We start from the raw sequence: 13,870 nt of genomic DNA, 5'->3' as shown, positions 1-13,870 counted from the left end.
GAAAAGTTGGAGTATAATATGTTTTTTGAAAGTTTAGAAGACGTTTTCAAAGATGAATTTTCGTCTTCTGATAGGGCGTGCATTGCCGTAGCCCTGATTAGTGAAGGAAAAGCAAGAGAAATAGACAAACTTTCTAAAAAACATGATGTCTATGTTCGTTTGATTGTAGGCATTGATATGCCAACACCAAACGCAGCTTTAAGTTTTTTAATGAACGCAGAAGCCAATAACGAGAATCTTAGAGTCCGCTATTATCACGAAGAAAGCTTCTTTCATCCCAAAGTTTATCTTTTTAAGAAAGATAAAAAATCTAGTGCCTATGTTGGTTCCGCAAATTATACTGAACGAGGTTTTTCTTCCAATGCTGAACTAACTTTACAAACAAAAAACATTGCTGAATGCAAAAAAATAAACAATTGGTTTAATGATCTATGGAAAAATTCCTGTTCGCCAATAACGGCAGAAATGATTGCTTGTAGAACGAATGAGCTAGCCCAAAAACATCATACTCCGCTTCCAGACATGAGTAAAATCAAGAAAGTGTGCAAACATATTGAAAATTTTAATCAGGAAGACATTATTGAAAAACTAAGAGTATTGCGGCGGAACAAAACCATTTACGAAAAAATTCGTGACCAAAGGATAGAAGCCATTGAAAATTTACAGCAAAATTTAGATGCTGTGCATAACTTTGAAGGGTTTAAAGGGAAAAATATTGACCTCTTTTGCCAAGATGGATCGTTAGGCGATTTGGATCAACATGGTGTTCGCGAAGCCTTGCATGCTGCAAGTCGTAAAGGTAAGCTACAGACATTCTGTATGGCGCTTACAGATGAAAATCAGCCTATAGAGAAGAGAGTTTCTAGAGCTTTAAAGGAATTAAGCGGTATTGGACGGGGTGTGATAACCAAAATCTTGACAACCTTATATCCTGAAAAATACATCCTCTTTAATGGTTGCTCAAAAGACTATCTATGTTTAAATGAACTCTCCAGTGGGAAAAAATATGTTGAATATTGCGAGTTTGGAAAAGAATTGCTACGATTATTAAATGTAGAGAACTTTGCAATTCTTGATGGTCTGATTCGTCAAGCATCAGACAATGATGCCATTTAGTTTTTAAGGATGAAATTCTAAAAAGAGAGGCAATTATTATGCACCCAGATTTAGCAACAATTACAACTCTTTTCAATATGCCTCGCCAATATGCAATTCCCATTTTTCAGCGAGGATATGTTTGGACACTTGAAAAGCAGGTGGCTCCCCTTTGGTTTGATATTTTGGATAGGGCGCTTGCTTACCAAAATAGAATGACGTTCATTGCTGAAGGAGCAGAAGAAAGCGAATTAAAGCCCTTGCCACAACATTTCTTGGGGTCAGTGGTTATTTCTTCAATTCCTCGAACATCTGCATTAAAGGTGGAATCTTTTGAGGTGATTGATGGCCAACAAAGAATGACCACCTTGCACATTTTTTTAAAGGCAATGTATGACATTGCTGTAGTGTTCAAAAATGAAAAGATTCAAAAGAAATTATCTGATTTATTAACGAATAAAAATGAATCTGATGACGATATTTACAAGGTGTGGCCGACTCAGGCTGGCATTGATGAAATAAAATTAATAGATGGCTCTTTCTCGGTTGAAGAAATGGCCAAGAAAATGCTTGCTCCAAGAAAACCACGACAAAAGTCTTTTGTACGTCCTTTGATGATTGAAGCGTATTTATATTTTTATGGTTCAATATTGGCTTTTGTTCAAAATGAATCAGAATTTGATGAAGAAAAAGAATCTGATGCGTTGATTCGTAAGATTAGAAGATCTGAGATTCCTATCCAAATTTTGGAAAATACGGAAAATAAATATTCCGAAAATCGTTTAGAGGCGCTATTTGCGACGGTTCAAAGTTATGTGACAGTTATGTTACTCACGCTCGGAAAAACCGATGACCCTCAGGTGATATTTGAAACGCTGAACGCCAGAGGTGAACCGCTGCTTGCTTCTGATTTGATTAGAAATTTTGTTTTCTTATATGCCGCTAAGAAAGGTTTGAAACAAAATCAGCTCTATAGTAAGTATTGGAATACTTTTGATTCAAATGAAATTAAAGACGGCATTATTCCGTCAAAGTATTGGCGAGAGCAAGAACGACAAGGTCGTATAAACCACCCTCGAATCGATATTTTCATTTACAACTATCTCATTACCTCTAAAACTGAAGAAATTAAAGTCGGTAATGTATTTAGTGTCTTTAAAGATTGGTGGTTATCGGAACACCGAGATGTGGAAAATGAATTAGGTCGCCTCGTCAAGGTTAGTAAATATTACCGTTTTTACGTAGCTCCGCCAAAAGATGATGATTCTAGAACTGCAAATTTTGTTAAGATGCTGAAAGCGTTGGATGTCAGCACGTTTGTGCCTATATACTTATTCCTTATGGAATATAATGATGGCAAAGAAACGGATGATTTAAAAAGGTGTCTTGACTATATTGAATCATTTTTGGTAAGAAGAGCTGTTTGCAATCTGACTACAAAGAACTACAACAAACTGGCTCTTAGATTTTTGTCAACTATTAAATCGGAAATAGAAAAGAGCATACAGGATAAGCAGCCTTTAATTGATGGTATTGCAAAAAAGGTAAAAGTATCGTATGAAATGCTTTTGGGTGAAAAAACGGAATTGGCGCCAATTGTCAAATCGTTCTTGGAATCATTGGATGGTGATTCAACCATTTGGCCTGATGATACGTCTTTTGAAACAGCATGGCTTTATAAAGACGCTTATAACTATATGCAGAATAAGAAGGTTCTTCCGATTTTGCTGAGGATAGAGAAAATTTATTCGACATCAAAGGCGGAAAAGATAGTCATAAACGAAAACCTCACTATTGAGCATGTTTTACCGCAATCATACAAAGAATCAGATTATCCTTTGCTTGTTGCTGATGACGATATTGAAAAGAAAAAAGCTGATCGCTGGAATAGGCTAAATAGTTTTGGAAACTTAACTCTGTTGACGCAGGCATTAAATTCTAGTGTAAGTAACGGACCATTCCATTCTTATACAAATGAAAAAGGAAAGCGGATTGAAGGGAAGCGCCAAGCCATTTGCAAGCAAAGTTACTTAAAATTGAATACTTACTTTCAGGACTTTGCTGATATTGAATGGGATGACGAGCAAATTTTGAAACGCGGAAAGATTCTTTTTGAAAAGGCGAAAATCCTTTGGGGAAAATAAGGCTGATGTAAAATTTTCTTACCCCTCTTGCCAACTTTTGCGATATTAGATACATTACACTCATGCGCGTCATTCCGTAGAAAGGAATGATGCGCTTTTGCTTTATTTGGCTTTGCCGTAATGCGAGGGCGTTCCTAGTTGAAACAATAAACACAGGAGGCCCTATGGCTAAAAAAGAAGTAACCACTTACTCTCAAAAGACGTTTGAGAACATCAAACACATCGATGAAAATGGTGCCGAATTCTGGTATGCAAGGGAATTGCAAAAAGCCTTAGAATATACCGAATATGGCAAGTTTCTGCCTGTGATAGAAAAGGCTATCGAAGCATGTCGGAAAACAGGCTTTGATGAGGGAAACCATTTCGCCCACGTGAGCGAGATGGTCAGAATCGGAAGCGGAGCAGAAAGAAATCTCGGATGCGGCGACTCAGCTTTCGGAAGACGAAAAGCGTCTGGCCATTCGCGACGAAGTGACTATTCGCAACAAATTCCTTGCCAGTTCTGCAAAGGCAGCCGGTGTTGAAACGCCCGTGGATTACGCCGTGTTCCAGAATCGCGGTTACCAGGGACTTTACAACGGGTTGGGAATGAAGGATATTCACAAACGCAAGGGACTCAAGAAAAACGAACAGATCTTGGACCATATGGGTGCCACCGAACTTGCGGCGAATCTGTTCCGTATCACGCAAACAGACGACAAACTCCGTCGTGAAAACATCAAGGGCAAGGAAAAGGCGAACGAAGCGCATTTTGCCGTAGGCAAGAAGGTTCGCCAGACGATTGCCGAACTTGGCGGAACAAAGCCTGCCCCCCCCCCCACGCCCAAAATCAGTGCCAAAAAGTTGAAACAGGAGCGCAAGAAAGCCATTGCTGAGAAATAACAAACAAAGGAGGCCATTTTGCCAACGCCGGCAAAATGGTTATGTAGGTAAAAACGCGCTACTTCTTTTTACTAGCGTCATAAACAGCTTGTTTCTCGGCAACACAGCTGGTGAATTCCGACATAAAGGATTCAGCACCCTTCCGAATATCTTCCAAAATTTCCTTGTGCGACATCTTGGAATGTTTCAAGGAATTGTATTCGCGCAGTTTGCGGATGTCTTCTGCATCAAAGCGGTTGCTCATTTCGGGAGTATCCATATTACGCATCCTCCAATAATGCAGTGGGTGGATAAATCAGCAGGTCCTTTCGGCCCTGCATTGTGGTGATGACTTTAATTCCGCGAATGGTCTTGACATTGACAATATGCTTGAAATTCCACGAAATAATGATGTCACAGTCGTTAAGGATTGCTGCCGCGATGTGCTGGCAATCGTCTAAACTTTTTTGCTTGAGAATTCCGAAATCGATGAATTTTTCGGCAAGAGCGATTGTATCTTCCGTTATTTCGACAACATTAAAATTAATTTCGCGAAGATGCTTGAAGAATAAATCCCTCTTGCAAGGATCCTTGCAATCGTTAAGTTCTTTCAAAACGACCTGGGACACGAAAATATCGTAATCCCCTCTTTTGAGGGTTTCCCATACAGCTCGTGTATCAGCCATTTTTTCAGGAGCATCGTCCTGTTCAAGATAGCTGATAACAGAAGTATCTAGGTACACCTTGAGTTTTCGAAAGTTCAAATCCATATTTTTAATATACAATAAATAAGGTGAAAGTGTTTAAATCCCAATTTCCAAATATGTTTTCAGGGTTGCGGCGACTCTAAGTTTTTTTGCATATTCTATGAGTTTCGCGATGTTCCTGTCGGTGCGATGCAGGTATGCTTTCAGGATTTCGGCGCATACATCCAATCCGATTTTATTACGGTATTTGATGGCGTCGCAGACAGAGCGCTCCAAGTCGGTGACGCGTACCTTGTGGCCATGGACTTCCGCCGCTGTGGTTCCGAACTCTAGCAGATGATCTGACCAGTAATAAAGCGTTACCGGCGGGAATTCGGGCAATACGAGTTTGCGCTTGCGCGGAATAGCGATACAAAATGCGGAGGGAATCTGCGTAGTGAGTTCGTAATGCTCCCACGCAGAATACATGCACAGCACGCCGCCGGGCACAAGAACATCTATGTCAAGCATCGTATCTGCCAGAGTGGCGGGTTCTGCAAACACTCCGGGGCGCAAGCGAAGCAATTCGCCGGATTGGACTTTTTGCAAGGTCTGGTGATACTGATAGGCGCTCATGTTCTCGCGAACCATGAAGCCTTCGGTATTGCCAATTTCTTTTCCGTCGTATTTGGGCATGTTCTTAATATAATAAAATTACGGCAATTTTACAAATATGCCGTAGAATTTTAACATTCATAGATGATTCTCGACCATAACATTCGTTTTTAGTGAAATTTGGTTTATATTTTGGTAAAAATGGAATTTTTAAACATGGCCGAACCGAATATCAACATTCCCGAACGCAAGACGCAGGCGAAGGTAATCAAGTTCTTCAAGGACGAATTGCATTACGATTACCTAGGCAATTTGTGCGAAGTGGCGAACAAGAACATTCGCTATGACGATCTGCTTGCATTCTTGGTGCGCAAGCAGCATTATTCGGAAACGGTCGCACGCAAGGCCATTGCCGATTTGCAACATGCGGCGGGCGACTTACAGCAAGGTTTATATTCTGCGAACAAGACGGTTTACAGTTTGCTGAAGTATTCGCACCCTGTTTCTGATGCGGATGGCGAAAATATCAGCGTCTATTACATTGATTTTAAAAATCCGGCCAACAACCATTTTGCCATTGCTGAAGAGGTGACCGTTAGCAGTTCTTTCGGTTCCAAGCGCCCGGACCTTGTCGTTTATATAAACGGCATTGCGGTCGCGGTGATTGAACTCAAGAAGAGTTCCGTTTCTGTTGCCGATGGTATTCGCCAGAACCTGACGAACCAGAAGCAGGAATTCATCGAGTCGTTCTTTACTACGATTCAGTATTGCCTGGCGGCAAACGAAAGCGAAGGTGTCCGCTACGGGACAATCGCCACGCCAGAGAAGAAGTATTTGACCTGGAAGCAAGAGGCGTTCCGCGAACGCTTGCAAGAACTTGACGACAACGATTTGATTATCGATGATAAGAGTTCGTCGTTTGACGGCGTTCTCTTCGAGAGTCTTTATTCGCTGTTCAACAAGGTCCGTTTCCTTGACCTGATTCATAACTTTATCATTTTTGATAATGGTGTAAAGAAGGTCTGCCGCTACAATCAGTATTACGCAATTCACCGCACGTACAACAGGATTACCACGCAAAAGAAGGGCGGTATTGTATGGCACACGCAGGGTTCGGGCAAATCGCTCACGATGGTCTGGCTTGCCAAGCGCCTGTTGCTGAACAATCCGAGTCGCAGAATTTTGATTGTCACTGACCGCGATGAACTTGACGACCAAATAGAGCAGTTGTTCAAGGGTGTAGAAGAAAAGATTATTCGCACCAAGAGCGGTCGTGATTTGCTGAACCGCTTGAATTCTACCGAAGGTTCTATCATTTGTTCGCTGGTCCACAAGTTCGGACGCCGTGGCGGTGAAGTTACTGACGGCGATTACGAGAAGTTCTTGAAAGAAATCAAAGATTCGCTCCCGCCTAACTTTAGCGTGAAAGGCGATTTCGTTGTATTCGTGGATGAGTGCCACCGCACACAATCGGGCAAGTTGCACAAGGCGATGACGGCTTTGATGCCTAAGGCGATTTTTGTGGGCTTTACCGGCACTCCGCTTTTGAAGAAAGACAAGAAGACGAGTCTGGAAGTTTTCGGAAGTTACATCCACACGTATAAATTCGACGAAGGTGTGCGCGACCACGTGATTCTTGACTTGCGTTACGAGGGCCGCGATGTCCCGCAAGATCTCCGCTCTCGCGAAAGGATTGATGAATGGTTCGATTTGAAAACGCGTGGCATGACGCCTGTCGCTAAAGCGAAATTGAAAGCCCGCTGGGCGAATATGCGCACGGTTTATTCGTCTTACGACCGCCTGAAAGCGATAGCAAACGACATCATCCTTGATTTTGCGAAGGATGCCCGTTTGGCGGAAGGTCGCGGGAATGCCATTCTTGTCGCGGATTCCATTTTTACAGCTTGCCGCTTCTACGAAATTTTTCAGGCATTGGGTTTTAAGAAATGCGCTATCATTTCTTCTTATACGCCGAATCCGGGCGACCTGCGTACCGATACGGTGAGCCTCGATGAGGATACGGAAACTTTCAGGAAATACCAGATTTACCTGAAGATGGTCGGAGTCGAAGAAGGCGACGATACTTCCCGCATCGACAAGAAGGTGGAAGCTTTTGAGAAGGAAGCCAAACGCAAATTCGTTGAAGAACCGGCTAACATGAAGTTGCTCATTGTAGTCGATAAGCTGTTGACTGGTTTTGATGCTCCTCATTGCACATATCTGTATATCGACAAAAAGATGCAGGACCACGGCTTATTCCAGGCGATTTGCCGCGTGAACCGTTTGGATGACGAGACGAAGCCTTTCGGTATCATTATCGACTATAAGGAACTTTTCGACGATGTGGCCGACAGTATGAACAAATACACATCGGGTGCATTCGAAGGTTACGACGACAGCGATGTCGATGGTTTGATTAAGGACCGTGCGACTGAAGCCGAGAAATATTTCAATAAGACTCTTGAAGAAATCGAGACGCTTTGTGAAGATGTGAAACCGCCTAAGGAACAGTCGGACTACATTCACTTTTTCTGTGGCGAAAATATCAGTTGGTTGAACAATCCGGAAGAATTTGAGGCACTTGCCCGCCTGCGTGAACGTTTCTACTCGTTGGCGAGCAGCTTGGCGCGCGCGTTTGCCGAGTTGAAATCACAGATTTTGTCGTTGCCCTATACCGATACCGAATGGAACGAAAAAGAAAAGCGCACCAATGATTACGTGAATTTGCGTCAGGTGATTATGCAGGCAAGTGGCGACTTTGTTGATTTAAAGGCTTGCGAACCCGACATGCGCCACCTTATTGACAATTACATTGCCGCTGGCGATTCGACAAAGATTATTGAATTTGACGACACGACCTTGCTGGATATCATTGAACTTTGCAAGTTTGATTTGACTGCTGGCAAGAAGAAGGTTCGCGAAAGCGCTGCCGAAAAAATCGAAAACAACATCCGCCGCAAAATCGTTGACCAGATAAATGTCAACCCTGCGTACTACAACAAAATGTCAGAAATTCTTGACCAGTTAATTGAAGAACGCAAAAACGGCCTGATTGAATACAAGAAGTTGCTGGAACGCTATATTGAACTTGCCAAGAAGGTGAATTCTTCGGCGGCAAGCGAAGATTATCCGGCCTCTGTCAAGGGAAGTGCCGCAAAGCGCGCGATTTACGACAACTGCGGAAATGATGAGGACATGACGAATAGAATTTACGATGCCGTTATGAGTAGCATGCAGGCTGATTTCCGCAACAGCCCGGTGAAAATCAACAAGATTAAGCGAGCCTTATTCGATGTTCTGCAAGATGATGCCGAAGTTGACCGCGTTTATGAACTCATCAGCAAGCAGAGTGAGTTCTAATGCGGATGCAAGTGTCGGGCATTACAGTTGCCGTTACAAAAAAGGATATCAAGAACATTCACCTCTCGGTGATGCCGCCCGATGGCGCTGTGCGAATTTCTGCACCGCTGAACCTTTCTGACGAATCCATCAAGATTTTCGTGCGCACCAAAGTCGCATGGATTAAACGCCAACAAGAGAAATTTGCAAATCAGGCTCGCTTGAGCGAACGTGAATATGTTTCCGGCGAATCCATTTTTATTTTCGGACGTCAGTATTATTTGCGTGTAGAACATGACCGTGCAAATGGATTTGTAATCGACGGACAAAATGTGATTCTGACTGTTCGCGAAGCAAGTACCGCACAACAGCGCGAAAACTACGTGAACGAAAAACTCCGCGAAATGCTTATCGCCGAAATTGAAAAACGCTTGCCCGCATGGGAAAAGAAAACGCACCTAAAGTGCAACGGCTGGCAAACAAAAATCATGCAGAACAAGTGGGGCAGTTGCAACCCCGCAGGCAAACTCTGGTTCAACCTGCATTTGGCACATACGCCCATCCGCTGCCTAGATTACGTGATACTGCACGAACTCCTGCACCTGAAAGTCCGCCATCACAACAAAGACTACATCGCCTTGCTCGACAAGTACATGCCCTTCTGGCAAGACGTCCGCAAGGAACTCAACGACTTTGTCTTGATGCCGATGAAATAATTCCCATTTCATTTTGACGCACCGATTGTTTCACTAGCGAAACACCGACCGTCGCTTTCTGAAATACCAATCACTCCTGCGACCTTCCAATCGCATTTTTTAGCCATCCAAGCACACATTTCTGCACACTTTTCGCCGCGCATTCCCTCAAAAATCGCGATTTTTAATCAAATTTCGCCATTTTTCGCGATTTTCACAGAATTTCCCGACCTCCCACAAAAAAAATTTTTCTGCGCAATCCTCAAAAATGAAAAAGTTGGCACGGCTTTAGCTTAAGGTAGGGTGTAAAACAAAAGGGCCAACGGTAAACGCCGAGCCCGCAACAAAAAGAGGTTAAAATTATGATGAACACACAGATCCTTCCGAACGCTTTCTATGGTATCCAGAACTTCATTGACAGCTTGAACGCCGCAAACGCACAGGGCGGATGCACTTACACGCCGAAGGCTGACTACTACGAAACCGAAGGCGGCTTTGCTCTCGAAGTCGAGCTTCCGGGTGTCAAGAAAGAAGACATGGACATCCAGGTCGAAAAGAATATCTTGACGGTCAAGGCTACCCGCGCACGCAAGGACGAAAAGTTCACTTACGAACGTAGCTTCCGCTTGGCAGACGATATCGATACCGAAAACATTAAAGTCTCCTTGGAAAACGGTATCCTGAAATTCGACCTTACCAAGAAAGCTCAGGCTGCAGCCCGCAAAATTGCCATTGCCTAACGGCAATCGGGCTAGCGCCTCGTGCTGAAAAGCACATCAACCAAGCAATTTTTCATACAACTCCTCCTTAGAACAAAAAATTCCCGGCAGCGATGTCGGGAATTTTTTATTGCCAAAATTTACTTTTTGTACTATATTTGAATTTGCGAATGATTCTCAAATTGAATTTACACGTACTTGACAGGCTGATGGTCGCCTTAGCGCTCTTTTACACGGAGCGTCACGTTGAGCATCACTGCCACGGCGAGCATTGCCACGTCTGCCATCACCTCCACCACTGTCTGGACTTGATTTCGGAATTTTGCTTTGAACTCGTTGAAGCGCCGATTGAAATCATTTGCCGCTGTTTTCTTTTTAGACTGGTTCGTTTCGCAGTCATCATTCTGCGCCCGATAACACTAGTCTCGCAAAAAATTTTACTGCTAAATTAATTTCAAACATATAGCAACATAAAAAAACTGCATTTTTCGTAGAGGCTTGTCATGCCCGATTTAATCGGGCACCTCCCTTTCTATTGAAAAAATTTTCCAAATAAAATTTCAACATCCATACAAGGGTAAAAAATGAAAAAGATTTCATTTTATTCTTTGGTGTGCGCCATTTTTGTCGCAGCACTGTTTTCTCTCGTCGCCTGCAACGACAATCCAAAAAGCAAGATCGCCAAAGATCACAAAATTTCCATCATCACTACCATTTATCCTGAATATGCGTGGACAAAAGAAATTCTCGGAACGCGCACTGATTCCGTCAACCTCACCTTGCTCATCAAGAATGGTATCGATTTGCACAGTTACAAGCCCACGGCTCACGATGTCGCAAAGATTGCAAGTGCCGACATGGTCATTTACGTAGGCGGCGAATCTGACGAATGGATCAAAGACGCTCTCATCGCATCTCCCAAAAAGGGCCGCGTCGAAATCAATTTGATGGAAGCTCTTGGTGACCGCGTAAAAGCGGAGGAAATCGTCGAAGGCATGCAAGCCGAAGAAGAACACCACCACGAACACGCTGAAGAACACGAGCATGAACATCATGACGAACATGCCGAAGCTCACGAGCACCACCATCACGATGAAGAAGTTGAAAACGATGAACATGTCTGGCTCTCGCTGAAGAATGCCGAAATTCTCGTGAAGAAAATCGCCGAAGAACTTTCCAAAATTGACGCCGTTCACGCATCCGCCTACAAGCAAAACGCCGAAGCCTACATCGCTCAAATCCAGTCGCTTGACGCAGAATACCGCACCGCAGTAGAAAGCGCCGCCCGCAAGACCGTTCTTTTCGGCGATCGATTTCCTTTTCGCTATCTGGTGGACGATTATGGCATTAAGTATTATGCCGCGTTTGTTGGCTGTTCCGCCGAAAGCGAGGCTAGCTTTGAAACAATCGCATTCCTCGCAGGAAAAATGGACGCAGAATCGCTTCCGGTAATTTTCACGATTGAAAACAGCAACGGTAAAATCGCAAAGGCCGTTCTCGCCGCAAGTAAAAAATCCCAGGACGCACAAATTCTCACCATCAATTCAATGCAGTCTATCACAGAAAAGCAAATAAACGACGGTATCAATTACATATCGCTTATGAGAGCTAACTTAGAAAACTTGAAAAAGGCTTTGAACTGACATGTTTCTGCTCAAGTGCAACAAATTAACACTGGGATACAACAACAAAGACATTCTTCACAGTTTTGATTACGGGATTCATTCCGGCGAATACCTCTGCATCATAGGCAGAAACGGCTGCGGAAAGACGACGTTCTTGCGCGGCCTCGCCGGTGTTTTGCGCCCGAAATCCGGGAAGATTGAGCTTTGCGACAATCTCAGGCGAAACCAAATCGGCTACTTGCCGCAAATCACGATAGCGCAAAAAGATTTCCCGGCATCTGTCGAAGAGATCGTTCTATCGGCATTTCAAGGGAAAAGCCTGCTGTTGCCATTTTACGGGAAAGCCCTCCGCAAGCGCGCAAGCGAGTGCTTAGAACTCACGCGGACAGAGAACCTGCGGAAAGAAAGTTTCCGCGAGCTTTCTGGCGGTCAAAAGCAGCGTGTGCTTCTGGCCAGGGCTTTGTGCGCGGCCGAGCGCCTGTTGCTTTTGGACGAACCCGTTACAGGACTTGATCCCGAATCATCGCAGAACATGTACAGCATTATCAAGGACCTTCACGAAAATAAGAACATGACGATCGTGATGGTCACGCACGACATTGAAGCCGCCCACAGCAACGCCACCCGTATTTTGAACTTTAACGAATTAGTGCATTAACGGAGATGCCCGCTTACTTCGACTGCGCTCAGCACAGGCTCCGGCGGGCATGACAATTTATCCCATGCTTGACAAACTATTTTTCTACCTAGACTTCCCTTTTGTTCGTTACGCGATTATTGTCGGAACACTCATTTCGCTATGTTCCTCGCTTCTGGGCGTGACGCTCGTTCTCAAGCGGTATTCCTACATTGGCGACGGACTTTCGCATGTCGCATTCGGAGCGCTCGCAATCGCGGCAGTTCTTAAAGTTACGAACAACATGCTCATCATTTTGCCCGTAACCGTAATCGTTGCAATTTTACTCCTTTGTGGCAGCAAAGACTCGCGTTCGGGCATACAAATTAAAGGCGATGCCGCCATCGCCATGGTCTCGGCGGGGGCACTCGCTATCGGCTATTTGCTGATGAACATTTTCTCGTCATCGGCAAACGTCGCGGGCGATGTCTGCACAACGCTATTCGGCTCAATGTCCATTCTTACGCTCAAGCCGACAGATGTTTACCTTTGCGTCGGGCTTTCCGCAATTGTCCTCGTAACATTCGTCCTCTTTTACCACAAGATTTTTGCCATCACGTTTGACGAGAATTTTGCACAAGCCACAGGCGTTAACGTCAATGCATTCAATCTCCTTATTGCAATCATCATCGCAGCGATCATAGTCCTTGCCATGAATCTCGTTGGAGCGTTACTCGTTTCTGCGCTCGTCGTATTTCCATCGCTTTCCGCCATGCGGGTTTTCAAAAGCTTTTTCTCCGTGACCGTAGCCGCAGCTGTGATTTCCGTTATCTGTTCCCTCACCGGGATTATCATCGCCATTCTCGCCGGGACTCCCGTCGGTTCAACGATTGTCGCAGCCGATATCGTCGCATTCTTCATCTTTTATATAGCAAGTTTCATCCGCAACAGAAGAACGTAAAGTACAATGTCATCCTGCCCCGAAGCATAGCGATAGGAGAAGGATTCATAATTTTTCAATGGAGAACATATTTTGCATAAAGTATTTACAATTCTATTTTTTTGCATTTTCACAACAGCCGCATTCGCCAAAGAAAATTCTAACTACGCCGACATTGACCTCACGCGGATGAGCAGCACCATGGTTTACTCGATGGTTTACCAAATGGTCACCGATCCTCAAAAGTATGTCGGCAAGCGTATCAAAATGAAGGGCGCATTTTCGACCTATTTCGACGAAGAGACGGAGCAACGCTTTTTCGGCTGCATCATCAAGGACGCTCTCGCCTGTTGTTCACAAGGACTCGCTTTTGAACTTGCCAAGCCCCGCAAATACCCAAGCGAATTTCCATCCCAAGGCACACCCATCACCATCATTGGCACATTTGAATTTGAAAAGATAGAAGACGGCATTGGCTTTCCAATAATCAAAGACGCCAAAATGTACAGATAGAATTTCACCCATACAAAGGATA

General features: G+C 44.0%; 12 protein-coding genes and 1 pseudogene. 10 read left to right on the top strand and 3 right to left on the bottom strand.

The genetic code is table 11. From position 1 onward, the window contains the following. The first annotated feature begins 18 nt into the window (after positions 1 to 18). From B7990_RS11170 to dinD, 3 genes and pseudogenes are all read left to right on the top strand, one after another. Positions 19 to 1,116 (top strand): phospholipase D family protein, encoded by a 1,098-nt coding sequence (locus B7990_RS11170; RefSeq protein WP_088641023.1) that lies wholly within the window; start codon positions 19 to 21, stop codon positions 1,114 to 1,116. Positions 1,117 to 1,154: 38 nt separating this feature from the next. Further along, positions 1,155 to 3,239 (top strand): DUF262 domain-containing protein, encoded by a 2,085-nt coding sequence (locus B7990_RS11165; protein WP_088641022.1) that lies wholly within the window; start codon positions 1,155 to 1,157, stop codon positions 3,237 to 3,239. Positions 3,240 to 3,403: 164 nt separating this feature from the next. Continuing rightward, a pseudogene (dinD, locus tag B7990_RS15250) lies at positions 3,404 to 4,121 on the top strand (DNA damage-inducible protein D). A gap of 58 nt (positions 4,122 to 4,179) precedes the next feature. Here dinD and B7990_RS11155 read toward each other — a convergent pair. The 3 genes from B7990_RS11155 to B7990_RS11145 are packed head-to-tail and all read right to left on the bottom strand — an operon-like array spanning position 4,180 to position 5,482. Beyond that, complete coding sequence (locus tag B7990_RS11155) at positions 4,180 to 4,380, bottom strand: hypothetical protein (RefSeq protein ID WP_088641021.1); 201 nt, start codon at positions 4,378 to 4,380, stop codon at positions 4,180 to 4,182. 1 nt (position 4,381) lies between these two features. After that, complete coding sequence (locus B7990_RS11150; protein WP_088641020.1) at positions 4,382 to 4,870, bottom strand: PIN domain-containing protein; 489 nt, start codon at positions 4,868 to 4,870, stop codon at positions 4,382 to 4,384. Between the two features lie 33 nt (positions 4,871 to 4,903). After that, complete coding sequence (locus B7990_RS11145; protein WP_088641019.1) at positions 4,904 to 5,482, bottom strand: hypothetical protein; 579 nt, start codon at positions 5,480 to 5,482, stop codon at positions 4,904 to 4,906. Between the two features lie 120 nt (positions 5,483 to 5,602). Here B7990_RS11145 and B7990_RS11140 point away from each other — a divergent pair, with 120 nt between their 5' ends. From B7990_RS11140 to B7990_RS11110, 7 genes are all read left to right on the top strand, one after another. Beyond that, positions 5,603 to 8,761, top strand: a complete 3,159-nt coding sequence (locus tag B7990_RS11140) for a type I restriction endonuclease subunit R (RefSeq protein ID WP_217897546.1) — start codon at positions 5,603 to 5,605, stop codon at positions 8,759 to 8,761. After that, entirely contained in the window at positions 8,761 to 9,456 is a 696-nt protein-coding gene (locus tag B7990_RS11135; RefSeq protein ID WP_088641017.1) for a M48 family metallopeptidase, read from the top strand. The genes B7990_RS11140 and B7990_RS11135 overlap by 1 nt, the downstream gene beginning before the upstream one ends. Before the next feature lie 341 nt (positions 9,457 to 9,797). Beyond that, complete coding sequence (locus B7990_RS11130) at positions 9,798 to 10,175, top strand: Hsp20/alpha crystallin family protein (RefSeq protein WP_088641016.1); 378 nt, start codon at positions 9,798 to 9,800, stop codon at positions 10,173 to 10,175. A gap of 563 nt (positions 10,176 to 10,738) precedes the next feature. Next, positions 10,739 to 11,797: a metal ABC transporter substrate-binding protein gene (locus B7990_RS11125; protein ID WP_088641015.1), complete on the top strand. Its 1,059-nt coding sequence runs from the start codon at positions 10,739 to 10,741 to the stop codon at positions 11,795 to 11,797. Between the two features lies 1 nt (position 11,798). Then, complete coding sequence (locus B7990_RS11120; protein WP_088641014.1) at positions 11,799 to 12,437, top strand: metal ABC transporter ATP-binding protein; 639 nt, start codon at positions 11,799 to 11,801, stop codon at positions 12,435 to 12,437. A 64-nt stretch (positions 12,438 to 12,501) separates the two neighbouring features. After that, the gene (locus B7990_RS11115) at positions 12,502 to 13,356 is read left to right on the top strand and encodes a metal ABC transporter permease (RefSeq protein ID WP_088641013.1); all 855 of its coding nucleotides are present in this window, start codon (positions 12,502 to 12,504) and stop codon (positions 13,354 to 13,356) included. A gap of 72 nt (positions 13,357 to 13,428) precedes the next feature. After that, entirely contained in the window at positions 13,429 to 13,848 is a 420-nt protein-coding gene (locus B7990_RS11110; protein WP_088641012.1) for a hypothetical protein, read from the top strand. Positions 13,849 to 13,870: the final 22 nt, after the last annotated feature.

The organism is Fibrobacter sp. UWB4, assembly GCF_002210345.1.
Taxonomy (GTDB): domain Bacteria; phylum Fibrobacterota; class Fibrobacteria; order Fibrobacterales; family Fibrobacteraceae; genus Fibrobacter.
This window is presented reverse-complemented; position numbering and strand designations above follow the sequence as displayed.